The sequence below is a fragment of the Frankia gtarii genome, from assembly GCF_025403375.1.
GTDB lineage: Bacteria > Actinomycetota > Actinomycetes > Frankiales > Frankiaceae > Frankia > Frankia gtarii.
Map to the genome: position 1 here is coordinate 1 of NZ_JAMPTM010000021.1, position 26991 is coordinate 26991.

General features: G+C 72.5%; 18 protein-coding genes. 16 read left to right on the forward strand and 2 right to left on the reverse strand.

The window, feature by feature from the left end:
- Positions 1-69: 69 nt before the first annotated feature.
- From purD to purB, 3 genes are read left to right on the forward strand one after another with little or no spacing between them, the layout of a single operon-like run.
- On the forward strand, positions 70-1380 hold the full coding sequence (gene purD / locus NBZ83_RS05785; protein WP_261574490.1) for a phosphoribosylamine--glycine ligase: 1311 nt from the start codon (positions 70-72) through the stop codon (positions 1378-1380).
- A gap of 2 nt (positions 1381-1382) precedes the next feature.
- Positions 1383-1907 carry a 5-(carboxyamino)imidazole ribonucleotide mutase gene (gene purE, locus NBZ83_RS05790; protein ID WP_261567412.1) on the forward strand — a complete coding sequence of 175 codons (525 nt, stop codon included), beginning with the start codon at positions 1383-1385 and terminating at the stop codon, positions 1905-1907.
- The gene (purB, locus tag NBZ83_RS05795) at positions 1904-3211 is read left to right on the forward strand and encodes an adenylosuccinate lyase (RefSeq protein WP_261567411.1); all 1308 of its coding nucleotides are present in this window, start codon (positions 1904-1906) and stop codon (positions 3209-3211) included. The genes purE and purB overlap by 4 nt, the downstream gene beginning before the upstream one ends.
- A 39-nt stretch (positions 3212-3250) precedes the next feature.
- Here purB and NBZ83_RS05800 read toward each other — a convergent pair whose 3' ends face one another.
- A complete protein-coding gene (locus NBZ83_RS05800) occupies positions 3251-3976 on the reverse strand; it encodes a hypothetical protein (protein WP_438803290.1) in 726 nt (241 codons plus the stop codon).
- 161 nt (positions 3977-4137) lie between these two features.
- Here NBZ83_RS05800 and NBZ83_RS05805 point away from each other — a divergent pair, with 161 nt between their 5' ends.
- The 10 genes from NBZ83_RS05805 to NBZ83_RS05850 all read left to right on the forward strand — a co-directional run bounded on the left by NBZ83_RS05805 (position 4138) and on the right by NBZ83_RS05850 (position 18936).
- Positions 4138-5049: a phosphoribosylaminoimidazolesuccinocarboxamide synthase gene (locus NBZ83_RS05805; RefSeq protein ID WP_261567409.1), complete on the forward strand. Its 912-nt coding sequence runs from the start codon at positions 4138-4140 to the stop codon at positions 5047-5049.
- A gap of 123 nt (positions 5050-5172) precedes the next feature.
- Entirely contained in the window at positions 5173-7872 is a 2700-nt protein-coding gene (locus tag NBZ83_RS05810; protein ID WP_261567408.1) for an MMPL family transporter, read from the forward strand.
- Between the two features lie 496 nt (positions 7873-8368).
- On the forward strand, positions 8369-9448 hold the full coding sequence (gene panC, locus NBZ83_RS05815) for a pantoate--beta-alanine ligase (protein WP_261574479.1): 1080 nt from the start codon (positions 8369-8371) through the stop codon (positions 9446-9448).
- A gap of 2 nt (positions 9449-9450) precedes the next feature.
- Positions 9451-9885 carry an aspartate 1-decarboxylase gene (gene panD / locus NBZ83_RS05820; protein WP_261567406.1) on the forward strand — a complete coding sequence of 145 codons (435 nt, stop codon included), beginning with the start codon at positions 9451-9453 and terminating at the stop codon, positions 9883-9885.
- Positions 9882-11582, forward strand: coding sequence for an L-aspartate oxidase (locus tag NBZ83_RS05825; RefSeq protein ID WP_261567405.1), 1701 nt, complete (start codon positions 9882-9884; stop codon positions 11580-11582). Before panD ends, NBZ83_RS05825 begins: the two co-directional genes overlap by 4 nt.
- A 98-nt stretch (positions 11583-11680) precedes the next feature.
- The gene (gene nadC, locus NBZ83_RS05830; protein WP_261567415.1) at positions 11681-12640 is read left to right on the forward strand and encodes a carboxylating nicotinate-nucleotide diphosphorylase; all 960 of its coding nucleotides are present in this window, start codon (positions 11681-11683) and stop codon (positions 12638-12640) included.
- Positions 12640-13392: a type III pantothenate kinase gene (locus tag NBZ83_RS05835; protein ID WP_261574480.1), complete on the forward strand. Its 753-nt coding sequence runs from the start codon at positions 12640-12642 to the stop codon at positions 13390-13392. The genes nadC and NBZ83_RS05835 overlap by 1 nt, the downstream gene beginning before the upstream one ends.
- Before the next feature lie 202 nt (positions 13393-13594).
- Positions 13595-14431: an SGNH/GDSL hydrolase family protein gene (locus NBZ83_RS05840; RefSeq protein ID WP_261574481.1), complete on the forward strand. Its 837-nt coding sequence runs from the start codon at positions 13595-13597 to the stop codon at positions 14429-14431.
- 556 nt (positions 14432-14987) lie between these two features.
- Positions 14988-15929: an IucA/IucC family C-terminal-domain containing protein gene (locus NBZ83_RS05845; protein WP_261574482.1), complete on the forward strand. Its 942-nt coding sequence runs from the start codon at positions 14988-14990 to the stop codon at positions 15927-15929.
- Positions 15930-16431: 502 nt separating this feature from the next.
- Positions 16432-18936 carry an ATP-dependent Clp protease ATP-binding subunit gene (locus NBZ83_RS05850; RefSeq protein WP_261567401.1) on the forward strand — a complete coding sequence of 835 codons (2505 nt, stop codon included), beginning with the start codon at positions 16432-16434 and terminating at the stop codon, positions 18934-18936.
- Between the two features lie 112 nt (positions 18937-19048).
- On the opposite strand, the gene NBZ83_RS05855 is transcribed toward NBZ83_RS05850, so the two are convergent.
- On the reverse strand, positions 19049-19801 hold the full coding sequence (locus tag NBZ83_RS05855) for a sulfite exporter TauE/SafE family protein (RefSeq protein WP_261567400.1): 753 nt from the start codon (positions 19799-19801) through the stop codon (positions 19049-19051).
- Between the two features lie 155 nt (positions 19802-19956).
- On the opposite strand from NBZ83_RS05855, the gene NBZ83_RS05860 reads away from it, so the two are divergent.
- The 3 genes from NBZ83_RS05860 (at position 19957) to NBZ83_RS05870 (ending at position 26929) form a co-directional block, all read left to right on the forward strand.
- Entirely contained in the window at positions 19957-21501 is a 1545-nt protein-coding gene (locus tag NBZ83_RS05860) for a purple acid phosphatase family protein (protein ID WP_264762905.1), read from the forward strand.
- A 725-nt stretch (positions 21502-22226) separates the two neighbouring features.
- Positions 22227-23204: a hypothetical protein gene (locus NBZ83_RS05865; RefSeq protein WP_261567398.1), complete on the forward strand. Its 978-nt coding sequence runs from the start codon at positions 22227-22229 to the stop codon at positions 23202-23204.
- Positions 23201-26929 carry a hypothetical protein gene (locus tag NBZ83_RS05870; protein ID WP_261574483.1) on the forward strand — a complete coding sequence of 1243 codons (3729 nt, stop codon included), beginning with the start codon at positions 23201-23203 and terminating at the stop codon, positions 26927-26929. The genes NBZ83_RS05865 and NBZ83_RS05870 overlap by 4 nt, the downstream gene beginning before the upstream one ends.
- The last annotated feature ends 62 nt before the right edge of the window (positions 26930-26991 follow it).

Below are 26991 nucleotides of genomic sequence, written 5' to 3' on the forward strand. Positions count from 1 at the left end.
GACCGGCTGCCCGGCCCGCGGTGCCCACCGGCGCGCGGCCGGCCGCCGCCCCCGCCCCGAGGTGAAAAGATGAAGGTCCTGGTCGTCGGCTCCGGCGGGCGCGAGCACGCCCTCTGCCGGGCGTTCGCTCGCGACCCGAGGGGCGATGCGCTGGTGTGCGCGCCGGGCAATGCCGGCACGGCGGAGCTCGCCGAGCCCCGCCCACTCGACGTCGCCGACCCGGACGCGGTCGCGGAGCTCGCCGAGCGGGTCGGCGCCGACCTCACCGTGATCGGTCCGGAGGTGCCGCTGGTCGCCGGGGCCGTCGACGAGCTGCGCGCCCGCGGCCTGCCGGTGTTCGGGCCGAGCGCCGCCGCGGCCCGGCTGGAGGGCAGCAAGGCGTTCGCCAAGGGGGTCATGAGCGCGGCGGGCGTTCCCACCGCCGCCGCCCGCGACCACACCGAGGTCGAGCCCGCACTGGCCGACCTCGACGAGTTCGGCCCGCCGTACGTGGTCAAGTACGACGGGCTGGCCGCCGGCAAGGGTGTCACCGTGACCGACGACCGCGACGCCGCCGTCGCCGCCGTGCGCGCGAGCCTGCGTGACCCGGATGACCGGGTCGTCCTGGAGGAGTATCTCGACGGCCCGGAGGTCTCGCTGTTCGCGGTCGTGACCGAGTCCGGCGCGATCCTGCCGCTGCTGCCCGCCCAGGATCACAAGCGGGTCGGCGACGGCGACACCGGGCCGAACACCGGCGGGATGGGCGCGTACACCCCGCTGCCCTGGGCGTCGCACGGGCTGTCCACGGAGATCGTGGCGACGGTGATCCGCCCGACCGTGGACGAGATGGCGCGGCGCGGCACCCCGTTCACCGGCCTGCTCTACGCCGGGCTCGCGCTGACCACCCGCGGCCCGCGGGTGGTGGAGTTCAACGTTCGCTTCGGCGATCCCGAGGTGCAGGCCATCCTCGCCCTGCTCAGCACGCCGCTGACCGACGTGCTGTCGGGGCGCCGCGCGCCGGTGTGGCGTTCGGGCGCCGCCATCAGTGTCGTCGTGGCCGCGCCGGGCTACCCGGCGGCCCCGCGCCTGGGCGACCCGATCCGCGGGCTCGCCGCCGCCGGCGCGCTGACGGGCGTCGACGTCCTGCACGCCGGGACCCGCCGGGACACCGACGGGCAGGTCGTCTCGTCCGGCGGGCGCGTGCTGTCCGTCACGGCGATCGGCTCCAACCTGGAGTCCGCGCGAGGATCTGCCTACGAGGCCGTCAGCCGGATCTCGCTGGCCGGCGCCCATTACCGAACCGATATCGGGGATCCGTCCCGAATGCGTCATGCGGCTGACGTACATCGCGCGGACACCGCGCCGGGTGAGGACCCGACGCGGCCGACGAAGAAGGAGTAACCGTGTCGCAGAGCAGCACCGGATCCGACCGTCCCCGGGTGGCCGTCGTCTTCGGGTCGCCGTCGGACACCCAGACGATGAGCAAGGCCGGCGCCACCCTGGAGCGCTTCGGCGTGCCGTACGAGCAGGTGTCGCTGTCGGCGCACCGGGCCCCGCGCACCCTCGCCGAGTACGTCGGCCAGCTGCGGGCCCGGGACATCTCGGTGGTCATCGCCGGGGCAGGCCTGGCCGCGGCGCTGCCCGGTGCCGTCGCGGCACTGACGACGCTGCCGGTGATCGGGGTGCCGATCTCCGGTGGAGCGCTGGACGGGATGGACTCGATGCTCGCCATCGCCCAGATGCCCCCGGGCGTGCCGGTCGCCACCGTCGGGCTGAACAACTCGACGAACGCGGCGATCCTCGCCGTTCAGATCCTGGCGCTGTCCGACCCCGACCTGAGCCTCAAGCTCGCCGCGTTCAAGGACGACTTCGAGCAGGCCGCAGCGGACGCCCTGAGCACGGTGGCCACCGCCGCCGCCCAGCCATGATCGGCCGGTACACCCTGCCCGACATGGGCCGGGTGTGGTCCGAGGCGCGCAAGTACGAGCTGTGGTGCCAGGTCGAGGTGCTGGTCATGGAGGCGCACGCCGCCGCCGGCCGGATACCCGCCGACTCCGTCGCACCTGTTCGGGCGGCCCCCGCTCCCACGCCCGAGGCGGTCGCGGAGATCGAGGCCGTCACCCAGCACGACGTGATCGCCTTCCTGTCGGCCTGGGCGGACCGCACCGAGCCCCGCTCGGCCGCCGCCTACGTCCACTTCGGGATGACGTCGTCGGATCTGCTGGACACGGCGCTGGCGCTGCAGCTCGTCGAGTCGACCGATCTGCTGCTGGCCCGCGCGGACACGCTGGTGGCGGCCCTGCGCGACCTGGGCCTGGCCCACCGGGACACCCTGCGGGTCGGGCGCACCCACGGCATCCACGGCGAGCCGACCGTCTTCGGCCACCGGGTCGCCGACCTCGCGTTCGGCCTCGCCCGCTGCCGCGACCGGCTGCGCGCCGCTCGCGCCGACGTCGCCGTCGCCAAGATCTCCGGCGCGGTGGGGACGTACTCGAACATCGAGCCGGACGTCGAGGCGTACGTCGCCGACAAGCTGGGCCTGCGCCCGACGCCGGTGGCGACCCAGGTGGTGCTGCGCGACGGCATCGCCAACTGGGTGGCGGCGCTGGCCGGGCTCGCGACGCTGTGCGAGGCAGTCGCGCTGGAGGTGCGCCACGGCCAGCGCACGGAGGTCCGGGAGCTGTCCGAGCCGTTCGGCTCCGGGCAGAAGGGCTCCTCGGCGATGCCGCACAAGAAGAACCCGATCATGTCGGAGCGGATCGCCGGCCTCGCCCGGATCGTGCGGGCCCAGTACGTCCCGGTGCTGGAGGGTGTGCCGCTCTGGCACGAGCGCGACATCTCCCACTCCTCGACCGAGCGGATCGCCCTGCCGGACGCCGCCGCCGGCGTCGACTACCTGCTGCATCTGACGACGCGGCTGGTCACCGGCCTGGTCGTCGACACGGCGCGGATGCGGGCGAACCTCGACGCCACCGGCGGGCTGGTCTACACCTCGGCGGTGCTGCTGGAACTGGTCGAGACAGGCCTGTCCCGCGAGGACGCCTACGCCATCACCCAGGCGGCGGCGATGGAGACCTGGCAGACCGGCGTGCCGTTCCGCGAAACCCTGCGCAAGCACGCCGGCGACCGCGGCCTGCCCCTCGACGAGGCCCGGTTGGACGAGGTCAGCCGCCCCGAGCGCTACACCGAGCGCCTCGGCCCCGTCTTCGACGCCCTCGCCGCCCTCACCTGAGCCACGGTTCGGCCGCCGGCGGCGCGGACCCGCCGGCGGTCAGTGGATGGCCACCTCCAGGGCGACGAGGACCAGGCCGAGCAGGGAGCTGCCGGTGGCGTAGCGGGCCAGGCGCCAGCCGGTCAGCCCGGCCGCCCCGCCGGCGAGCAGGCCCCAGATCGCCAGGAGGACGACGCAGGTCCACAGCGCCGCCTGCTGCGCGCCCTCGGCGGTGGCGCCGGCCACGCGGGCGAGGATCAGCACGGCCAACGGGAGAACCGAGGCCTGCACCAGCGGCCAGTTCCGCATCAGCGCCGTCCAGGCCAGCCGCAGGAGCCCCTGCGGCTGGCCGGTTCCTGCCGATCGTCCGCCGGGGGCCAGATGGTGACCGACGGCGTGGGCGTAGCCGTGGGCCAGCCAGAACACCATTACCGTGACCAGAACGTCGATGACGATGCCGGCCAACGGGTCGTGCCGCGGGTCCTGCGCCGCGAGCAGGCCCGCGGTGAGGACCGTTCCATAGATCCCATGCTCCGGGTGCCCGGCGCCCGCTCCCCCGGCCAGCCGGGCTGCCACCGTGCCGATCCCGCGGGGAGAGCCGGTCCCCCGCGGGTCGCTGGTGCCATGGTCCGCACTGGTGCCATGGTCCGCACTGGTGCCATGGTCCGCACTGGTGCCATGGTCCGCACTGGTGCCATGGTCGGTGGCTGTCTGCCAGGTGGCGCCGTCCCGGTTGTCTGACGCCTCCACCCAGCCTCCTGCCGTCACCTCGGCCTGCATGGACACGTTCGGGGCAACATCCATGTTCGGTGATGGGTGCCGGCGACGCAGGTCGGCGGCGGATCGTCCGACCTGCACCGGACGCCACAAACGGATAAATCGCTGCGCGGGCATGGCGCGGGACGCACTGGGCCGCAGGTGGTGTCCGGGGTCGGTACGGTCGGGACATGCCGCTGACACATGAGGAGTTCGCCGGACTCACCCACCTGGGTTCGGGCAAGGTCCGGGAGCTGTTCGCCGTCGGGGACGACGCCGTGCTCCTGGTCGCCAGCGACCGCATCTCGGCGTTCGACGTGGTCCTGCCGACCGAGATTCCCGACAAGGGCGCCGTGCTGACCGGGCTGTCGCTGTGGTGGTTCGACCAGCTCTCCGACCTCGTCCCGTCCCACGTCATCAGCTCGAACGTGGACGAGTACCCGGCCGAGCTCGCGCCGTACACCGAGCAGCTGCGCGGCCGGTCGATGCTGTGCCGCCGGCTGGACATGGTGCTGATCGAATGCGTGGCCCGCGGCTACCTGACCGGCAGCGGGCTGAAGGACTACCAGCGCACCGGCGCGGTCAGCGGACACCCGCTGCCGGCCGGGCTGGTGGACGGCAGCCGGCTGCCCGCGACGATCTACACCCCGTCGACGAAGGCGCCGATCGGCCAGCACGACGAGAACATCAGCCGCGCCGACGCGGCCGGCCGGGTCGGCGACGAGCTCGCCGCCGAGCTGGAGCGGCTCACCCTGCAGATCTTCGGCCGGGCCAGCGACCTCGCGGCCGAGCGGGGCATCCTGCTCGCGGACACGAAGTTCGAGTTCGGCCACGACGCCGAGGGCACACTGCGGCTCGCCGACGAGGTCCTCACCCCCGACTCGTCGCGCTTCTGGCCGGAGGACACCTGGTCGCCGGGCGTCTCCCAGCCGTCGTTCGACAAGCAGTACATCCGGGACTATCTGACCGGCACCGGTTGGAACAAGACCGAGCCGGGGCCGGAGCTGCCGGACGACGTCGTCGAGGCGACGCGGGGCCGCTACGTCGAGGCGTACGAGCGGCTGACCGGGATCTCCTTCAAGGACTACCTCTCCACCAGCTGAGCTGAGCCGAGCCCGCCTACCGGTGGTGGGGACAGCCCCACCACCGGGCCGGCGGATGGCCACAGCGGGAAGTCGGTAGCTCGCCGCAGTGACCATGAACGGCGAGAACGAGATCGTCGTTCCATGCAGACGCCACCCCGTCCGACAGCCGTTTCCCCAGGTCCGACAGCCGGTCCGGGCCGGCCGCCGGACCTTCCCGAGGCCGGGCGGCCCGCCGGCCCGCCGGCCGGCGCGGACCGGCCGACGCACCTCGCCGCGCGGGCGGCGCGGTGGAGCGTCCGGCACCGGCGGCTGGCCGTCGGCGGCTGGCTGCTGGGCGTCATCCTGGCGATCGTCCTCGGCAGCATGATCGGCACCCACACCCTGGCCGACACCGACTACAGCACCGGGCAGGACGCCCGGGCCCAGCGCATCCTCGCCGAGCACGGCTACGTCAACCCGGCCGACGAGAACGTCCTGATCCAGCGCACCACCCCCGCGGCGAACCCGCAGGCGCTGCTGGCAGACCCACAGATCCGCTCGGCGCTGGCCGACGTCGCCGCCCGGGTCCGGGCGAGCGGGGTGGCCACCGCGCTTCGCAGCCCGTTGGCCCTGCCCGGGGTGAGCACCGACACCGGCCTGGTCTCCCACGACCTGCGCTCGGTGCTGCTGGCCTTCAATCTGAAGGGCACCGAGGACGATCCGGCCCCGGTCGAACCGACGCTGGACGCCGTCGCCGCCGTCCGCTCGGCGCATCCTGGCGTGTCGGTCGAACAGTTCGGGGACGCCAGCGCCGACAAGGCCCTGGACGCCACCGTCGGCAACGACTTCCACCACGCCGAGCTGCTTGCCATCCCGCTCACCCTCGGCATCCTGCTGGCCGTGTTCGGCGCGGTGGTCGCCGCGGTGATCCCGATGGGGTTGGCGCTGACCGCCTTCGTCGGGGCACTCGGCCTGGTCGCCTTCGCCAGTCGGCTGTTCCCGACCGACGACACGGCGACCTCGGTCATGCTGCTCATCGGGCTCGCGGTCGGCGTCGACTACGCCCTGTTCTACATCCGCCGGGAACGCGAGGAGCGGGCCGCCGGCCACGGTCCGCAGCGCGCCCTGGAGATCGCCGCCGAGACGTCCGGGCACGCGGTGCTGGTCTCCGGTCTGACGGTCGCGGCGTCGATGGCGGGCCTGTTCATCACCGGGCTGTCCGTGTTCACCGGGGTCGCGGTCGGCACGATCATCGTGGTCCTGGTGGCCGTGCTCGGGTCGCTCACCGTGCTGCCCGCGCTGCTGTCGCTGCTCGGCGACCGGGTGGAGCTGCTGCGCCTGCCGTGGCATCGCCGTGCGGGCGGGCCCGTCCGGCGTCGTCGCCGCGCGAGGCGGCGGGACCGGGCCGGCACCGGGCCGGTCGAACTGCTGGATCCCGCCGTCCACGGCCCCGGGGACGAGCTGCTCGCGCGGCGACGCGCCTACCAGGCGCAGCTGGCCAGACCAGGGATCATGGGTCGGCTGCTGCGCCGGCCCGGGTCGGTCGCCGCGGTCGCGGGTGGCCTGCTGGTGCTGCTGGCCCTGCCCGCGCTCGGAATGCACACCGCCGAACCCGGCATCGACGACATCCCGAAGAACCTGCCGATCATGAAGACCTACAACCGGCTCTCCGCGGCCTTCCCCGGCGGCGAGGTGGCCGCCGCGGTGGTCGTCTCCGGCAACGGCGGTACAGGTGGTACAGGTGGCACCGACGTCACCACCCCGCAGGTGCGGGCGGCCATTGACGCGCTACGCACCCGGGCGATCGCCAGCGGCCGGATGTTCGAACCGGTGGTCGTCACGGTCACCGCCGACCACCGGGTCGCCCGCGTGAAGATCCCGATCGCGGGCAGCGGCACGGACGGGGACTCGGTCAAGGCCCTGCACACGCTGCGGTCCACGGTGATCCCGGCGACCATCGGCACCACACCGGGCCTGCGCGCCGACGTCACCGGCACCACCGCCGGCTCCGCGGACTTCAATGCCCGCCTCAACGGCCGGATCCCGCTGGTCATCGGCTTCGTCATGGTGCTCGCCTTCGGGCTGCTGCTGGCCGCGTTCCGCAGCGCCGTCGTCGCGGCGGTGGCCGTCGGGCTGAACCTGCTGTCGGTGGGCGCCGCCTACGGCCTGCTGGTCGCCGTCTTCCAGCACCACTGGGCCGACGGGCTGCTCGGCTACACCTCCACCGGGGCCGTCACCAACTGGCTGCCGCTGATGCTGTTCGTGGTGCTGTTCGGGCTGTCCATGGACTACCAGGTCTTCGTGCTCAGCCGGGTCCGGGAGGCGCGGGTGGCCGGGCTGTCCATGCGCGACGCCGTGACGGTGGGGGTGCGGCGCAGCGCCGGGGTGGTGACGAGCGCGGCGGTCATCATGGTCGCGGTTTTCTCGATCTTCGCGACGCTGTCCCAGGTCAGCATGAAGCAGCTCGGGGTGGGACTCGGTGCCGCGATCCTCATCGACGCCACCGTCATCCGGGTGATCCTCATGCCGGCGGTGCTCACCCTGCTCGGGGATCGAGTGTGGCGGGACACGACGCCGACATCGGGGCCGGGGCCGGGGCCGGACGATCCGAGCGGTCCCGACCTGCCGACCCAGCCGATCGGTGCGATCGGAAACCGGGCCCGCTCGGACCAGATCGGCCAGCTCTCCAGAGCGACCTCGCCCGAGCCGGCGCTGGAAGCCACCCCGGACCACCTCGGCACCGACACCGACACCAGGAGCGGCACCGGGAGCGGGAGCAGCACCGGGAGCGGTCCGCTGGAGCCGCGGCGACGGCCTCGACCGGGCTACCCGACGCCCCGCTGGGCGATGCCGCCGGGTTGACAAGGAGCCCGTGCCGTCCGTCCCTGGAGCTAGTGCAGCGGTTTGCTGGTTCCGTTCCGACATTTGGTGACGGAGTGTGATGTCAGACGGCGCCCGCCTCGCCGCCGGACGGCCCCCCGGTCCCCCGCCGCCCCGCCTCGCGAGGCGGGGCGGTGCCTGGGAACGGGGCAACCTGTTCCTTCTGAGGGGATGAATCGGACGCCGGACCCTCCAGAAGGAACAGGTAGGCGCTCTCCCACGCATCCGCCGCCGACGCACGAGCCGGTCGCCCCCGTCGCGACCCCGCCTCGGCCACACCGCCAGACGTCACAGAACGTGGTAGCAGGACGGGCAGGGGACTTCCGAGACGCTGCACCAGCACCGGCGCGGGGCTGGGAAAACGGCGCGTGGACCGAGCCGACGATGCCCGGATCACAGGGAGTCGCGGCGACCATTGCGGGCGAGTTACAGTGGCGCTCGACGTCCGGTACCCCGCCCGAGGACTGGAACGGAAACGATGAGCATCGACCTCTCCACCCCGCACGACCGCGCCCCGCGCCGCGGTCGGCCCACCGGTTTCGAATCCGCCGCCGCGGCGCCCACCGAAGCCGCGAGGGACGTGCCGCGGCCGGTGGCCATTCCCCGCCCGATGCCGGCGCCGGCCGGCCCCGATCAGCCCGTGCTCGCCCGCGACCGAGCCGAGTTGCGGGCCGCCCTCGCCGCGCTGGACCGGCGGGGCGACGCGCACCTGCGAACCGACACCGAGGACGACCAGGAGTCGGGGCCCGCCCGCGCGGCCTCGCGGCACGACCGGCCGGTCCGCGCCGTGGTCATGACCATGGGGGCGCTGCACGAGGGGCACGCGAGCCTGCTGCGGGCGGCCCGCGCCCAGGCTGACCAGGTGGTCGCCACGATCTTCGTCAACCCGCTGCAGTTCGGGGCGGGCGAGGACCTCGACCGCTACCCGCGCACGCTCGCCGCGGACCTCGCGGTGTGCGCCCGGGAGGGGGTCGACGTGGTGTTCGCCCCCACGGTGATCCACGATCCGCCGCCGCTGGTCCAGCTCAGCGCCGGACCACTCGGCGCGGTGCTGGAGGGCGCGTCCCGCCCGGGTCACTTCGACGGGATGCTCACCCTCGTCGGGACCATGCTGCACCTGGTCCATCCGGACCTGGCGTTCTTCGGCCGCAAGGACGCCCAGCAGCTCGTCTGCATCCGTCGGATGGTCGTCGACCTCGCCTTCGACGTCACCGTCATCGGGGTGGAGACTGCCCGTGAGCCCGACGGTCTGGCGAGGTCGAGCCGCAACGTCTACCTCACCCCCGTGCAGCGGACCGACGCGCTCGCGCTGTCCCGGGCGCTCGCCGCCGGCGTGGCGGCCAGCAGCGCGGGGGCGCCGGCGGTGCTCGCGGCCGCGGGCGCCGTGCTCGCCGCGGCGGACGGCGTCGCCGTCGACTACCTCGAACTGGCCAGCCCCGAGGACCTGGGGCCGGTCCGCAGTGGCCCCGCGCTGCTGCTCGTCGCCGCCCGCGTGGGCACGACCCGCCTGATCGACAACATCTCGCTCATCCTCCCCACCAACGCCCAGGGGGCCTGACCGTGTTGCGCACCATGCTCACCGCCAAGATCCACCGGGCCACGGTCACCCAGGCCGACCTGCACTACGTGGGCTCGGTGACGATCGACTCCGACCTGCTCGAGGCCGCCGACCTGCTCCCCGGTGAGCAGGTGACGATCGTCGACATCAACAACGGCGCCCGACTGGAGACGTACACGATCGCGGGCCCGGCCGGCAGCGGCGTGATCGGCATCAACGGCGCGGCGGCCCGGCTGGTCCAGCCGGGCGACCTGGTCATCATCATCGCCTACGGGGTGATGGAGGACGCCGAGGCGCGCCGGCACGTCCCCAGGGTGCTGTTCGTCGATGCCGAGAACCGCATCATCGGCCGCGGGCACGACCCGGCCGAGGCGCTTCCCGGCGATCCGGAGAGCCTGCGCGGCGACGTCAGCCGAACGGTCGTGGCACCCCGGTGATCATGCTGCCGTGCCGGCTCGGCGCACCTCGCCCCGGGTGGACCCGCGCCGCGGACATCGTCGTCATCGGTTCGGGGATCGCCGGTCTCACCGCGGTCCTGCACCTACGCCGGGAGCTGCCCTCGGCCCGGGTCCTGCTGGTCACGAAGGCGCATCTCGACGCGGGCTCCACCCGGTGGGCGCAGGGCGGGATCGCCGCGGCACTTGCCGCCGAGGACTCCCCCGCCGACCATCTCGCCGACACCCTCGTCGCCGGCGTCGGCCTGTGCGACCCGGGCGCCGCGCAGGTGCTGGTCGACGAGGGACCGGCCAGGGTTCGGGAACTCGCCGAGCTCGGCGCGCGCTTCGACCGGGCCGACGACGGCTCGTTCGCCCTCACCCGCGAGGGCGGTCACCTGCGCAACCGGATCGTCCATGCCGGCGGCGACGCCACCGGGCTGGAGGTCGAGCGGGCCCTGATCGCCGCGGTGCGGGCTGATCCCGAGATCGAGGTGATCGAGAACGCCCTCGTCCTGGACCTGCTGCGGGACGCCGACGGCCGCACGGCCGGCGCGACCCTGCACGTGCTCGGCGAGGGCAGCCGGGACGGCGTCGGGGCGGTCACCGCGCCCGCGATCGTGCTCGCGACCGGTGGGATGGGGCAGATCTTCGCCTCGACCACCAATCCGGGCGTGTCCACCGGGGATGGCGTGGCGCTGGCCCTGCGGGCCGGCGCCGTCGTCGCCGACCTGGAGTTCGTCCAGTTCCACCCGACCGCGCTGTGGCTGCCACCGGCGGACTCCGCGCGGGTCGGCGCCCAACCCGGCGGTCAGCAACCGCTGGTCAGCGAGGCGATGCGCGGCGAGGGCGCCGTCCTCGTCGACGCCGCCGGCGAACGGGTGATGGCCGGTGCTCATCCGCTGGCCGACCTCGCCCCCCGCGACGTCGTCGCCAAGCAGATGTCGCGGGTGATGGCGGCCCACGGCGTCGACCACCTGTATCTCGACGCCCGGGGGCTCGGTGCGAGGACGATCGAACGGCGCTTCCCGTCGATCACCGCCCGCTGCCGCTCGGTTGGCGTCGACCCGGTGACCATGCCGATCCCGGTCGCGCCGGCCGCCCACTACGCCTCCGGCGGGGTGCGCACCGATCTGTGGGGCCGCACCACGGTCCCCGGCCTCTACGCCTGCGGGGAAGTGGCCTGTACCGGGGTGCACGGTGCCAACCGGCTGGCGTCGAACAGCCTGCTGGAGGGCCTGGTCTTCGCGGCCCGCATCGCCCAGGACATTGCGGGCACCGAGCGCGCGGGCCGGCGCAGCGACGCCGTGCCCGCCGCCCCGGTCGTCGGCCGGGGCAGCGGGCTGACCGATCCGGCCGAACGCGCCGAACTGACCCGGGCGATGACCGACGGCGCCGGGGTGCTGCGCAGTGCCGACAGCCTGCGGGCGACGGCGAAGGTCCTGGCCGGCCTCGGCGATCTGCGGATCAGCGGTGCGACGGTGACCGCCGGCCCGCCGGCCTGGGAGATGACCAACCTGCGCACCGTCGCGACCGCGCTGGTCGCCGCCGCCGCGACCCGCACGGAGACCCGGGGCTCCCACTGGCGGGAGGACTTCGGCGAACGCGACGACGCGCACTGGCTCGGCCGGATCCTGACCCGGCTCGACCCGGAGGGGGAACTGATCATCGACGTCGAACCCATGCGGCCGGCGCCGTGAACGGTCCGTGCACCCCCCAGGCCGTGGCCGGAGAAGCGGGCGCAGCCGCCGACCAGGCCGCGGCGGACCACCACTGGGCCGAGGTCCACAGCGGTCGGCTGTCCCCCGCCACCCGCAGCGCGCTGGCGGCGGCCGGCCTCGACCCCGAGGGCGTTGTCGCGGTGATCGGCCGGGCCGTCACCGAGGACCTGCCGAGCTCGGAGTCGGACGAGCACAGCGGCCGGATCGGCGCGGTCGACGCCACCTCCGAGGCAACCGTCGACGCCGCCCTGGTCGGGCACGGCGCCCTGGTCAGCCGCGCGGCCGGCACGGTCGCCGGGCTGCCGGTAGCCGCGGCGGTGTTCGAGAGCCTGCTCGGCCGGTCCGTGACCGTCACCCTGACCGCCCACGACGGCGACGCCGTCTCCCCCGGCACGACGGTGGCCCGGGTCAACGGCCCGGTCCGCGGCCTGCTCACCGCCGAGCGCACCGCGCTGAACCTGCTGTGCCACCTGTCCGGGATCGCCACGCTGACCCGCGCCTGGGTCGACGCCATCGCCGGGACGGGCGCGGCGATCCGCGACACCCGCAAGACGCTGCCAGGGCTGCGTGCCCTGGAGAAGTACGCCGTGCGCTGCGGTGGGGGCCGCAACCACCGGATGTCGCTGACCGACGCGGCACTGATCAAGGACAACCACGTGGTCGCCGCGGGCGGGGTGGCGGCGGCCTTCGCCGCGGTGCGGGCCCGCTTCCCGGGGCTGCCCGTCGAGGTCGAGTGCGACACGGTCGACCAGGTCGCCGAGGCCGTCGCCGCGGGGGCGGACCTCATCCTCTGCGACAACATGACCTCGCAGGACCTGCGGGCCTCGGTGGCCATCGCCAGGCCGGCGGGGGTACGGCTGGAGGCCAGCGGCGGGCTGACCCTGCGGGTGGCCCCGGACGTCGCGGCCACCGGGGTGGACTATCTTGCGGTCGGCGCCCTCACCCACTCCGCGCCCGCTCTCGATCTCGGCCTCGATCTCGATCCCGGCCGTCCGTCGGGACCGGACTGGGCGGGCCCGACCGTGGAGGAGTCCTGATGCTGCTCGCCATCGACGTCGGCAACACCAACACCGTCGTCGGCGTCTTCGACGGCGATGAGCTCGCCGACTCCTGGCGGGTCCGCACCGACCCGCACTCCACCGCCGACGAGCTCGTGCTGCTCTATCGCGGCCTGCTCGGCGAGCATCGGATCACGGGCGTGTCGATCTGCTCGACGGTCCCCGCGGCGCTGCGGGAGCTGCGCCGGATGGTGGTCCGGGCCTTCCGCGACACTCCGGTCGTCATCGTCGAACCGGGCACCCGGACGGGGGTGCCGATCCTGATCGACAACCCGAAGGAAGCCGGCGCGGATCGGATCATGAACACGCTCGCCGCGCACCACCTGTACGGCGGCCCGGCGATCGTCGTCGACTTCGGGACCTCGACGAACCTGGACGTGGTCTCGGCGCGGGGCGAGTTCATCGGCGGGGTCCTCGCGCCCGGCATCGAGATCGCCCTGGACGCGCTGGCGTCCCGCGCGGCGCAGCTGCGCAAGGTCGAGCTCGCCCCACCGCGGTCGGTGATCGGCAAGAGCACCGTCGAGGCACTCCAGTCCGGGATGATTTTCGGGGTCGCGGGCCAGGTGGACGGGTTGGTCCGGCGGATCCGCGCCGAGCTCGGCGCGCACGCGACCGCGATCGCCACCGGTGGACTCGCCTCACTCGTCGTCAAGGAAAGCGAGACGCTCGACCGGCACGAGCCGCATCTGACGCTCATCGGTCTACGCCTGGTCTTCGAGAAGAACATCTGATTTCGGCCGCGGCGTGATTCGTCCGGCGGCTGGCGGGCGAATTCTCGACCGGTGGCCGGTCAGGTAACCGACACCTTGCCGGATCCGGGATGCGCGGCCGGTTCCGCCGGTTACGATTCCCGCTATGCGGGACCGATCCTCGAGAGCATGGGCGGGTCGCGGGGCCGGCCGGTCCGGGCGCCTTGCCCGGCCCTTCCTCCTCGTGCTGTCGACGGTATTCCTGTATACCGCCGTGACGGTGTCGTCCGGGTGGAATGCGTCGGCTGCCGCGGTGCCGCGGCAGCGCACCCTGGCGGCGCTGGGCGACTCCTACTCCTCGGGCGAGGGCAGCCCCCCTTTCGACGTACTCACTCCCCGCTGCCGGCGTAGCAACCAGGCGTGGCCGCGGCGACTGGCCGCCATGGAGCCGTCGACCACCGTGGCGCTGTTCGCGGCGTGCTCCGGGGCGACCACGGACGCCCTCAACGAGTCGTTCAAGGGCGAGACGCCGCAGCTGACCCAGTTGCGACAGCTGCGTACCGCCCCGGATATCGTCACCATCACCATCGGCGGCAACGACGTCGGTTTTAGCAACGTAATCCTGAGCTGTTTTGCCTGGAAATGTTTCTGGGATGGCAAGGACAAGCGCGAGCGGGATCTCATCGCCAAGAAACTTCCGGATGTCCTGAGCGCGAACTATGCGGCGGTGAAGGCGGCAGCGCCAAACTCCAGGATCGTCGTGGTCGGATATCCCGACATATTCCCGAGCAGTCAGCGCAAGAACACCTGTAAGTGGCTGAGTAATACCGAACGACGCCAGCTCACCAGTCTGAACAGCCAGCTGAACCAGGTGATCCGGCGGGCGGCGGGCGACGCGAACGTGGAGTACGTCGCGACCGACCGGGCGCTGCGCGGCCACGAGATCTGCACCAAGGACTCCTGGGTGGCCCCGATCGGCCTGTTCCCGCCGGCCCGCGACCTCAGCGCGCACCCGACCGCCCGCGGCCAGCAGGCCATCGCCACGGCGGTCGACCGCCGCCTCGCCGCCGACCGCCGCTGACCCACCCGCCACCGCGACCGCCAGATGCGCGATCCACGCCCAGGTACGCACAAGGACCGCCGGGAGCGCGATTCGCGTGCCGATGTGGGGGAGAGCGGCTGCATGGGTCCTTCTGGAGGGTTCGACGCCTGATTTGTCCCTCTAGAAGGACCCAGACAGCCCCGCTCCCCTGCACACCACCGGCCGGGCCGGCGCTGCGGGGCGGCCGCCCTCGGCCACCATCGTCACCCGTTCAGGCCGTCAGGCCCGTCCAGGCGTCGCGACCTGCCCGTGCGACCTGCGGTTCGGCACTCAGAGGCGGCCTGCGGATGCGCGATGCGAAGGAGACGAGGATAATCGGACACGGTGCGCAGTCGAGCCTGGGCAGATGGCCACCTTTGACGCGTACGCCGCGGGACGAGGAGTCCGGTCCGACCATCTCTCGCGAAGAGCCCGTCGCACGGCGCCTTGAGGGGCGAATGCGGACATATGCCTCAAGTAGTGGCTATGTCGGGTGTGCATGCCGGTGTGGTCACAGTCATTTGACAGCGCGGTGAAGTTAGCTTTACCTAAGCTCATGCTCGTGCCACTGCCGAATCCCGCAACGCCGCGAGAGTCGGCCACCGAAGGCGGCGCCTCGACCCGCCGCTCCCCGCGGGAGTCCAGCGCGACCTCCGCGCAGGGGATCGTCCCGGATGATCTTGCCGGCGCGCTGGAGCCCCGCAGCCTGTGTTACGGCGTGCCGACCGGCCCCGGCTGGGCGGACTGCGCCTTCCTCACCGGCCCGGGCGGAGTGACGCGGTCGCTGGCCCGGATCGCTCGATCCCATCCCGGTGCCAGCCCCGAGGTCGCCGCCAGCTACCTGGCCAACTGGTACTCCGCCGCCGTCGTGGCGCCGGCCGTCGCCTCCTACATGCTGCTGCAACGGGTCCCGGACCTGAACCCGGCGCGGATGTCGCTGCGGGAGCTCGACAGCGGCTGGTACGACCGGACGGCGCTGCATGGACCCGCCGGGACGGTGCTGGCCGACACCCGGGCGGCCGCAGGCGGCGCCCACCCCGCGAGCCCGCCCGACGAGGGGGCGGACCGGATGGTCGGTGATCTCGTCGCGCTGCGGGGGGTCCTTGTGGACGAGATCCTCACCCATCTGAGTCCATTCGTCCGGGAGTTGCGGGCACGCGTGCGACTCGGCTATCCGGCCCTCTGGGGAGCGGTGGCCGCCCAGTGCGCACGCGCCTTCCTCCTGACCGAGCGGGCCACCGGCGACCCCGACGCGGGACGGGACGAGGCCGACGCCTTCTTCGAACGGGCGGCTCCGACCATGCGCGCCCGCCCGCGCTGGCACGAATTCGTCCATCGCGGCCGGCCCTACACCGGGATGCGCTGCGGATCCTGCTGCCTCGCCCACCGCCTCGGCGACGAGTACTGCACGACCTGTCCCTTCACCGACGACATCGAACGGGAGCGACGCATGCGCGCCTGGATAGACACGCAGGGTCACAGAGCACTTGCTGTATGATCAACATCTGGTACGCGACTCGGCAGCGGCAGACGTAAAGTGGTTAACCGAATACACTGAGTCTGACAATGCGCGAGATCCTTCGAGCATCGACGACGATACGTAACATCAAAACAGCAAAGCGATACGCATGTGGCGCCAATCACAACAGAGAGCCCCCCGCCATCGACTACCGTCGGTAGCGACGAGGGAGAGTCCGTCGGGGTGGGAGACCGCCCCGCGGGCGGCCCTCACCGCCCCGAGCGGGCGGGCGGCGACGGCGCCGCGCAGTTCGAGTCGTTCTGCTCTTGGCGGAACGACGTGACGGAATCATGGCTGGTCGGCCACGGTTGCCCTAAGCGTCTCCGCTGGTCGGGCCGGCAGTTGAGTCGGTCCTCCGTCCTCGACGAAGAGGGCGGAGCCGGCGGGTAGGTTTCTGTTCGATGCGTGAGGACATGCCTCGGCGGAGCTAGCATGCGGATACCGGCTGTCGTGTGGTCGGTCGCAGCTCGAAGGAGCGCACATGTTCGAGAGATTCACCGACCGGGCACGTCGGGTCGTCGTCCTGGCCCAAGAAGAGGCCAGGATGCTCAACCACAACTACATCGGGACCGAGCACATCCTGCTCGGCCTGATCCACGAGGGCGAGGGCGTCGCCGCCAAGGCCCTCGAGTCCCTCGGCATCTCCCTTGAGGGTGTGCGGTCCCAGGTCGAGGAGATCATCGGCCAGGGCCAGCAGGCACCGAGCGGGCACATCCCGTTCACCCCGCGTGCGAAGAAGGTCCTGGAGCTGTCGCTTCGGGAGGCCCTCCAGCTCGGCCACAACTACATCGGGACCGAACACATCCTGCTCGGCCTGATCCGCGAGGGCGAGGGCGTCGCCGCCCAGGTGCTCGTGAAGCTGGGCGCGGACCTCAACCGCGTGCGCCAGCAGGTCATCCAGCTCCTGTCCGGCTACCAGGGCAAGGGCGAGACGGCGACCTCCGGCGCTCCGGCCGAGGGCACCCCGTCCACCTCGCTGGTGCTCGACCAGTTCGGCCGCAACCTCACCGCAGCGGCGCGCGAGTCCAAGCTCGACCCGGTCATCGGGCGCGAGAAGGAGATCGAGCGCGTCATGCAGGTGCTGTCGCGCCGGACCAAGAACAACCCGGTCCTGATCGGCGAGCCCGGCGTCGGCAAGACCGCCGTCGTCGAGGGCCTGGCGCAGGCGATCGTCAAGGGCGAGGTGCCCGAGACCCTGAAGGACAAGCAGCTCTACACCCTCGACCTCGGCGCCCTGGTCGCCGGCTCCCGCTACCGCGGTGACTTCGAGGAGCGGCTGAAGAAGGTCCTCAAGGAGATCCGCACCCGCGGCGACATCATCCTGTTCATCGACGAGCTGCACACGCTGGTCGGCGCGGGTGCCGCTGAGGGCGCGATCGACGCCGCGTCGATCCTCAAGCCGATGCTCGCCCGCGGTGAGCTGCAGACGATCGGTGCCACCACCCTCGACGAGTACCGCAAGCACCTGGAGAAGGATGCCGCGCTCGAGCGCCGCTTCCAGCCGATTCAGGTCGCGGAGCCGTCGGTGGCGCACACCATCGAGATCCTCAAGGGCCTGCGCGACCGGTACGAGGCGCACCACCGCGTGTCGATCACCGATGCCGCCCTGGTCGCCGCCGCCTCCCTGGCCGACCGGTACATCTCGGACCGTTTCCTGCCGGACAAGGCGATCGACCTGATCGACGAGGCCGGTTCGCGGATGCGCATCCGCCGGATGACCGCGCCGCCGGACCTGCGCGAGTTCGACGAGCGCATCGCGAATGTCCGCCGGGACAAGGAGTCCGCGATCGACGCGCAGGACTTCGAGAAGGCCGCCTCCCTGCGGGACAAGGAGAAGACCCTCCTGTCCGAGAAGGCGAAGCGGGAGAAAGAGTGGAAGGCCGGCGACATGGACGTCGTCGCCGAGGTGGGCGACGAGGAGATCGCCGAGGTGCTCGCCATCTGGACGGGCATCCCGGTCTTCAAGCTCACCGAGGAGGAGACGGCCCGACTGCTGCGCATGGAGGACGAGCTGCACAGGCGGGTCATCGGCCAGCAGCAGGCCATCAAGGCCGTCTCCCAGGCGATCCGGCGCACCCGCGCCGGGCTGAAGGACCCCAAGCGTCCCGGCGGGTCGTTCATCTTCGCCGGCCCATCCGGTGTCGGTAAGACCGAGCTGTCCAAGACGCTCGCCGAGTTCCTCTTCGGTGACGAGGACGCGCTCATCCAGCTCGACATGTCCGAGTACATGGAGAAGCACACCGTCTCGCGGCTGGTGGGCTCCCCGCCCGGATACGTCGGCTACGAGGAGGGCGGCCAGCTCACCGAGCGGGTGCGGCGCAAGCCGTTCTCGGTCGTCCTGTTCGACGAGGTCGAGAAGGCCCACCCCGACGTCTTCAACACGCTTCTGCAGATCCTGGAGGACGGTCGCCTGACCGACTCCCAGGGCCGGCTGGTCGACTTCAAGAACACCGTCCTGATCATGACGTCGAACCTGGGCACCCGGGACATCTCCAAGGGCCCCGGCATCGGCTTCGCCACCGGTCAGGGCCAGGTCGACTACGAGCGGATGAAGGCGAAGGTCCAGGACGAGCTCAAGCAGCACTTCCGGCCGGAGTTCCTCAACCGGATCGACGACATCATCGTCTTCCACCAGCTCTCCGAGGCCGAGATCATCCAGATCGTCGATCTCATGCTGGCCCGGGTGGACATCCAGCTCAAGAACAAGGACATGGCCCTGGAGCTGACGTCGGCCGCCAAGGTGCTGCTGGCGAAGAAGGGCTACGACCCCGTGCTCGGCGCCCGGCCGCTGCGCCGGACGATCCAGCGCGAGATCGAGGACGTCCTGTCCGAGAAGATCCTGTACGGCACGCTCAAGCCGGGCGAGATCGTCGTCGGCGACGTCGAAGGCGAGGGGGAGGACGCCAAGTTCATCTTCCGCGGCGAGACCAAGCCGACCCAGGTTCCGGACGCACCGCCGATCGACCTCGCCAAGTCCAGCGAGTAGCACCACCGGCGCGCAACCAGCGCCATCGGCCCGCGGATGAGCCCCGGAATCCCACCAGGTTCCGGGGCTCACCTGTCGGCCCAGATACGGCTCGGCCCAGATACGGGTCGGATCAGGCGTAGGCATCCCAGGCGAGGCTCGCGGCAAGACCGAGCGCGGCCAGCCCGATGAGTACCCGTAGGGCGTCGCCCGGCAGCCGACGCACGATCAGCGGCCCGGCCGCACCGCCGATCAGCAGGCCGACGGCCAGCGGCGCCACCGCTGCCCAGTGCACCGGCCCGAAGACCGCGAACCCCGCCGCCGCGACCAGGTTCGCGAAGCCCGACGACACGTTTTTGATCGCGTTGACCCGAGCCAGCGGCTCGGGAATCGCCACCGCCAGCACGGCGAGCAGCGCCACGCCGCCACCAGCGCCGAAGTAGCCCAGGTAGATCCCGGTTCCGAAGACCGCGGCGAGCACCGCCGCGCCGCCTTCGGCCGGCGCTTCGGCCCGCCGGGCGAGGATCCGAGGTTGCGCCCACAGCAGCACGGCTGCCCCGGCGATCAGCACCGGCACCGCGCGTTCGAACGTCCGCTCCGGCAGCGTCAGAAGCAGGACGGCGCCCACCGCCCCGCCAGCGAGGGTCATCACCGCGAACCGGGCGACCCGGTCGGCCTGGCCCGCGAGCTCGGGCCGCGACCCGGCGGCCGCGCCCACCGCGACGAACAGCAGCGCCGTCGTGTTGGTGACGTTCGCCGCCAGCGGCGGCAGCCCGGTGGCGAGCAGCGCCGGATAGGAGACAAGCGACGCCAGCCCGGCAACGGTGCTGGTGATGCCGGCCAGTACGCCGGCGCTGAGCAACAGGGCAGCGTCGGCGGCAGTCATGATCGCTCCCCGGTCACCCGTCCCCGGGACAGCGGGCGGATGCGCCGTCCCCGGACGGTAAGGGTCCACGGGTCGGGCGCCGGGGGCGCCTGAACGTCGGCTAACCCACACCACGTTCGGTCGATGGGTGGCCGCAGGCCATGACACCATGCTTGATGCCTGGCAAACAGGCCCACGGCAGCAGACATCAGGCGGGATCGGGTGGAGTGACTGGCGGTGCCGAGGAAGCCTACGGCGTCCATCTGGCCTTCGGCGCCGACCCGGCGACGGCCATGGTCGTCTCCTGGCTGACCCGCGGCCCCGTCACCCGGCCTGCAGTCCGCTGCCCGACCGGGCCCGGCACGTCCGGCGAGGCGGTCCCGGCGAACACCCGCTCCTATCGGGATGCCCACACCGGCGAGACCGTCTTCGCCCATCACGCGCCCCTGGCCGGGCTCGAGCCGGCCACGGACTACGTCTTCACGGTCGAGCATGACGGCCGCCCGCAGGCGGCGGACGGCTCGTTCCGTACGGCGCCGGGGTCGCGGGCCGCCTTCAGCTTCACCTTCTTCGGCGATCAGGGCACCGATCGGCCGTACGACCCGTTCGGCTCGCCCGCCTCCGGGTACGCCGTGGCCGGCGTCGAGCGGTGCGCGCCCCTGTTCGCGCTCGCGGGCGGAGATCTGTCCTACGCCAACCAGCGTGAGGACCCCGTGCGGACCTGGTCTGACTGGTTCACGATGATCAGCACGTCCGCGCGGCTACGGCCGTGGCTGCCGTGCGTCGGTAACCACGAGATCGAGCGGGGAAACGGGGCACTGGGGCTCGCGGCCTACCAGGCCTACTTCGAGTTGCCGCCGAACGGGGAAGAAAACTACCTTGCGGGCCTGTGGTACGCCTTCACCGTCGGCGCGGTCCGCTTCGTGCTGCTCAGCGCCGACGACGTCTGCTACCAGAACAGCGGCCCGATCTACCTGCGCGGGTTCAGCGCCGGCCGGCAGACCGCCTGGCTCGCGCGGACGCTGAAGCAGGCCCGCGCCGACCCGGGCATCGACTGGATCGTGGTCGCCATGCACCATACGGCCCTGTCCACCTCGGCCGATCACAACGGCGCCGACCTGGGCATCCGGGAGGCCTGGCTGCCGCTGTTCGACCGCCACGGAGTGGACCTCGTGCTCTACGGGCACGAGCACCACTACGAACGCAGCCACCCGGTGCGAGGCACCGTCCCCGGCAGCAGGACCCTCGCCCCCCGGCCGGTTGCGGAGACGGCCGGGTCGGGGGGTCCGGACGAGCCCGGCGGCGCCGTCGTCGACACGTCGACGGGAACGGTCCATCTGATGGTGGGCACCGGAGGCTCGTCGGCGCCGTCCGCGGACACGCTGCTGGATCCGCCCGCCGGACGGATCGTGGTCGGGGTCCGCGACCGCGAACCGGGCCGCCGGCACCGGCCCGCCGTACGCGAGCTCGAGGACGCGTCCTGGTTGGCCTTCCGAGCACCCGATCACCCCTACGCGTTCGCCGGGTTCGAGGTGGATCCCGGCGAGCCGGGCGGGATGACCAGCATCCGGGTGACCGCATACGACTCGAGTTCCCCCGACCCGGTGCCATTCGACCAGGTGACGCTGGTCCGGCCCAGAACCGCCGCGGCACCGACCGCCTTCCGTGACGAAAAGCGTTCCGGCCGCGCCGCCGACCCGGATAAACGTCACGCCCGGTGAAGGAGGCTTCTCCACCCGCCGGCGCAAAGAGATGATCTCCGGAAGCTCGCCCGGACGCCTTTCGCCGGAACAGCCCGGCCACTCCCGCCCGGCGGCAGGCACCCACCGAACCTCCCGCTGAACACCGAGCTGACATCAACTCTGCAACGCTCGTCCATCTTTGTCGAAAACCCCGGCACGGCGTTCGACGTAGACGTATGGCGGCGAGCTGCGGGCCGATCATCGGTGTTCACTCGACGGCACGCCACGAAACCAGAACGGTCCGCCGCACATGCCGCTGCACGCCACGTCTGCGGATGCAGCCGACGAAAAGCTGTCGCCGACGTCGGCGTTCCCGACTCCGACGCCCACACCGGGAGTCCGGATCACTCGGACCTAGATGATTTTTTGGCCTTTCGCTGGACTGACCAAGGTTCGAGGAATAACTTTTCGCCAGTAGGCAGTAATTGGCCAACTACACGATCATTGTCCGTCGGTGGCGAACCGGGGGGACGTCCATTGTCAAGGAAGCAGAGGACACCGGGTGGGGGCAGCTCATCCCGCCCATGCGTCAAAACCCGGGCATTCATTGCCTGGCAGCATTACCCGGCGGGAAAACAACGCCGGTCCCGCCACCTCTCGGCGGCCAATCGTGCATCGGCAAACCGGGCGCGGAGGCATGAACATCGTCGGGCCCGGTGGAATGCTCGGGCGCGCCGCGGAACGACCGTCGCCCGGAGCCGTCGGTGAGTGCCGCGGCCGGCCTGGCCGCCACCCTGGACCTGCGCTCCTGTAGCCGGGAGTGCGTGCTGGGCCGCCCTTTCACTCCCGGCACCCTGCGAACCCTGCTCCACCGGCACGTGGGGTTCGACGTGGATACCGCGGAACGCCTGCTGATTATCAGCGAGGCCCACGCGGCAGCGGCCAGCCTGGCGGGGTTGGATGCGCTCATCGCCGGCCGTCCCGCGGCGTCGGTGCTGCTTGTTCTGGTCGGGCCGGGGCCGAACGAAAGCACCGCGCCCAGGAGAGGCGAGACGCGGGCGTCGGCAGGCACCGGCGACGGCCCGGGGTTCACCGCCGGCGCCTGGGGCAATCCGCTCGCCGCAGTGCCGGCCGAGGAGACGCTCCCCGACCTCGACGCCCCCTACAACCCGGCCCTCTACGACTTCGTCGACGACACGGCCACCCTCGACGACACGGCCGAAGGAGCGGACACGGCCGAAGGAGACGCGCGGCCGACCGGCGCCGCCGCGTGTCCGCCGTCGCCCAGCTACGTGGGTGCCATCCCGGCGATCATCTGGGTCGAGGCGGTCGAGGGCGTACCGTGTGCCGCGCCGGTGGATCCGCCCGGTTCCGAGGTCTGCGCCGCAGGCGAGTCCGCGCCAGCCGGGCCCGAGCGGCTCGATGACGATGCCCGCGATGACGATGCCCGCGATGACGGGCCGGCGCTGCGGGCCCTGCTCAGCGCGTTGCGCAGCCCCGAGGTGTTCGATCAGCTCACCCGCACGGTGCCGGCCATGCCCGGAGTAATCGGCTTCGTGCCTCGGGCGGTCCGACCGGACCCTGCGCCCTGGGAAACGAACCGAGCCGATCCCGCGGAGTCGGTCGAACCCGGCATCGAGATCGTCTGGACCGCGGCGACGCGGGGCGCCGGCGTACTGCGGCTGGCCCCCGTCCGAGGCGCCGGGGTGCTGGAGGTCCAGTTCCCGGACCTGCGGCCATGAATCGCGTGGGCCCCGCGGCCACGGACAGCGCCATCTCCGCGGTGACCCGCATTGACCAGATCGTCTATGCCTGGTCCAGGCGGACACGGGCCGACGCCGAGGGTTACTTTCCCATCGCGAGTTCGCTGAGCTCCACGGTGACCCGTTCGTGGAACGGCCTGCTCGCCGCCCAGGTCAAGGCGGGCGACAGTCCTGCTGACCACCCGCCGACCGCGCTCGCCTACGTCGTCGGCGCGCCCGATCGGCCCGTCCGGGACGACCAGTTCGACGTACCGGACGCCGCGCTCGTCCACCGCGTCCAGGTCGCCGGTCGAAACGGTGCCGGTCGAAACGGTGCCGGTCGAAACGGTGCCGGCCGCGGCCGGCTGCGGGCGCACGTCCTGATCGGGCGGGCCGACTACCTGACCGAACGGGTCGCGCTGGCGTTGTACGCGGCCGGCGGCGCCACGGCCGGCGGCGCCCGGACCATGCCGCGGCTGCCCCCCCTGCACCTCGACGACCTCACCGCGCAGCGACGGACCGGCGAGCGGACCCTGCGCCAGGCCGCCCGGGTCCCCGCCCGGCGCAACCAGCTGACCGCCCTGGTCTCGACGGTGCTCACCTGGTCGTGGACGGAGCGACCGTTCATGGTGTCGCACACCGGCCCGGACGAGGCCGTCACGCTGATGTGGGCACTCGTCGAGATGCTCGAAGGGGTGCTCCCCTACCGGCTCACCTTCGCCATCCACGCCGCTTCGCCCGCCCCCGGTCTCCCATCGCCCGGCGCCCGCGCCGCCACTGCACCGAACCAGCCGGCGTCGGTGTCGGCGTCGGCGTCGAACCGCGAAACGTTGGCCGTGGAGCACGGGCCGGCGGCATCCGACGGCGCCACCACCGGCCCGGGCCCCTCCGCGCCCCGGTTCCTGTTCGTCCCGGTCTCGCCCGAGCTCGTGGTCGGTGCCGACCCGGCGGCAGTTCATGTTGATCCACGTGTCGTGCCGCCGGTTCCCCCGGCCGTCTCCGAGGCGGCCCGCCTGCTCGTCGACGTCTACGGGCGCAGTGGGATCCGCGGCGTCAGCGGCCTGCTGGCCCTGGTCGACGGGGAGGCGTTCCAGCCGCACGATCCCGGGCAGTGGTGCCGCCGACTGGTGGCGAGAAGCGCACGGGACGCGGCGGTGGACCGACCAGACGAACAGCCCAGTCCCGACCTGGCTGTCCCCCGTCTGGCGGGCTCCCAGCTGGCGGGCTCCCAGCCGATCGGCCCCTACCCGATCAGCGAACCGCCCCCGAGCCCGGAGACCGCAGCGGGTCAACCGTCCCCCACCCAGGCCATGGCCTTGCCGGCGGATGCACGATCATCCACCGCGACGCCGCCGGCCGCCGGGCATGCGCGCGCGGTCGTCGAGCACCTGCACGACGCCTACGAGCTGCTGCTGGCGCCGGGACCCGCCGACGAGGACGGCACCGACCCGGCAGGTCGGCTGATCGCGATCCTGACCCGCCCGGTCGGGCTGCCCATCCACCTGCCGAGCGCCGAACGGCTACGCGGGCAGTTACGCCGCATCGCGGGCCAGCTGACGGGACCGCTTGCCGGCGCGTCCGGTCGGCAGTTGAGATCGCCGGCAGGCTGGGGGAAACGGACCGAGCCGACGTCGCGGGAGCAGGGCCGTGCCATGGTCGTGGCCGGCGTGCTCGACCGGCTGGGGGAGGTCGATCCGGCCGATCGTGCCCGGGTTGCCGCGGACGTCGAGGCCGCCGTCGTCGAGGAGCAACGGCAGGTCGAGGGGGCTCTGACTGCACTGGCCGACGATCTCGCCGCGCTGCGCGGTCCGTCTCCCACCCGCGGCGCCGAGGAGTCGCTGCGCCAGGCGATCCCGCCCCTCGCCGCCGGCCTGGAATCGATCCTCTCGTCGTACCGGCTTCCGTCGGCCAGCGGCAGCGCGCTGCGGCTCGCCACCGAGACCCTCGACGCGCTGCGCACCGTCCGTCCGGGAAGCCCCCCGGCCACCACCGACCAACCCGACACCGCCAACCAGTTCCACCCGGACGAACCGGAGACCGGCTTCGAGGTGACGGTGACAGCCGTCCTGTCAGCAGCGGCCTCCCCTCTGCCGGCCTCCCCCGTGGCGGCCTCCCCCGTGGCGACCGCCACGGAGTGGCCTGAGCTGGAGCGGGCCGCTCAGGTCGCGGTCACCCGGTATGTGGCGGCGGCCTACCGGATGGAGTGGTCGTACTGGGACGGCCGGCTGCACCCCGTCGACCGGCTGCTGGCCGCTTTCGGGGTGCCGCTGGGGGTCTCGCTGACGCACTCGGGTCACGATCCCCTGGCAGATCCGCTGAAATCGCCCACCGAGCTGCGCGAGCTCGCCTCGCTGCGCGACCTGTTCCGCCCGCCGGGCCCGCCGGGCGCCCGGTTCCAGCCGAAACCTCACCGCCCACCGGGGCAGCGCGCCGACGTTCTGGCCCGCGCCGCCAGCGACGTCACCCAGGCAATCACCCGGCTGGCACCGGCCGACGATCCAGCCGAGTTCGACCGGGCGGCATACGTCACCGCGGTCCACACCGCCGTCGCGACGATGCATCGGCAGATCGTGCAGCTACTGGCCGGGCTGGTCGCGGACCTCGGTGCACTGGCGGTCACACCCGTCGCCAACCCGGACCGTCGGAACGACGGCCACCGGGCCGCACGCGTCCGGGACCTGCTCCGCCCGGCACTGCGCACTGTGTTCGACCGGTTCGGGCTCACCGAGGGGTACATGTTCGCCGACGCCCTCGCCAACGAGCTGGCCTGGCTCACCGCCGACGCGACGCTCCCCGCGACCGCACCGGCCGCGGGGGCACCCGCCGAGTCGCCGGCGGCGGCGGTCGTGCGACTGCTGCGGGAGACCCGTTCCTGGGGAGCCGATGCCTTCCGGGTACTCGTCCTGTACGCCCCGGGCTGGTACGGAGCCGAGGACCTCCGGGACGCGATCGCCGACGCGGCGGCTTTTGCTGTCCCGGCCGGGTCGGCGCCACCGCCCGGACGCGACGACGACGGACCTGGGCTCCTCGCCGCCGGCGCACGGCCCTTCCTCGAGGCACTGGCGGCGGCCCGCCAGGGCGGAAGCCAGGTGGTCGACACCGTTGCTCGCGTGCTGGACCTCTACACCCGCGGCGTGGACAGCGATGATCAGAGCGCATGCGCGGCCGTCGGCCCGCGTCGTCCCGCGTCGTCCCCGGCGGAGCTGCATGACCTGGGCACCGAGCTCACCGTGCGCATCCCGCCGAGCTCGGCGGACGGGCGGAGTCCGGCGGTCGCGTTCCTCGACGCCTGCGGGCCGGGGCCGCTCGATCCGGCCCGGGTTTTCGGCCTGCTGGTCCGGCACGTGCCGAGCTGGGACGATGCCTGGGATCTGCACGAGGCCATCTGGAGTCGGGGCGCACCCCGGCGGGCCGGCACGGCGTCGACCTCGGAGTCGACCTCGGAGTCGGGCCTGCAGGTGGCCGCGGAGGAGTACTTCCGTCGCGACGGCGGGCCGCATCCCGCCGACCTGGAACGCGTCGTGCATCGGCTGGTCGCGCTCTACCTGCCGGACGACCCACGCCTGCGGGCGGAGCACGAACTATCCGGCTTCGTCGAGTCCCGGGTCATCGCCGAGATCGCCGAACGCGGCGCGATCCGGCGCCGGCGGCGCTCCTTCGGGCTCCCCGTGTTCGCTTTCACCTTGGCCGCCGCCGTGCTCGCCCTGTTCGCGCTGGTCCGGTGACACCACCGTTCGTCGGGCCGGCGGGTGACGACCGCGAGCCCGCCCGGCGTGCTCCCACGGCA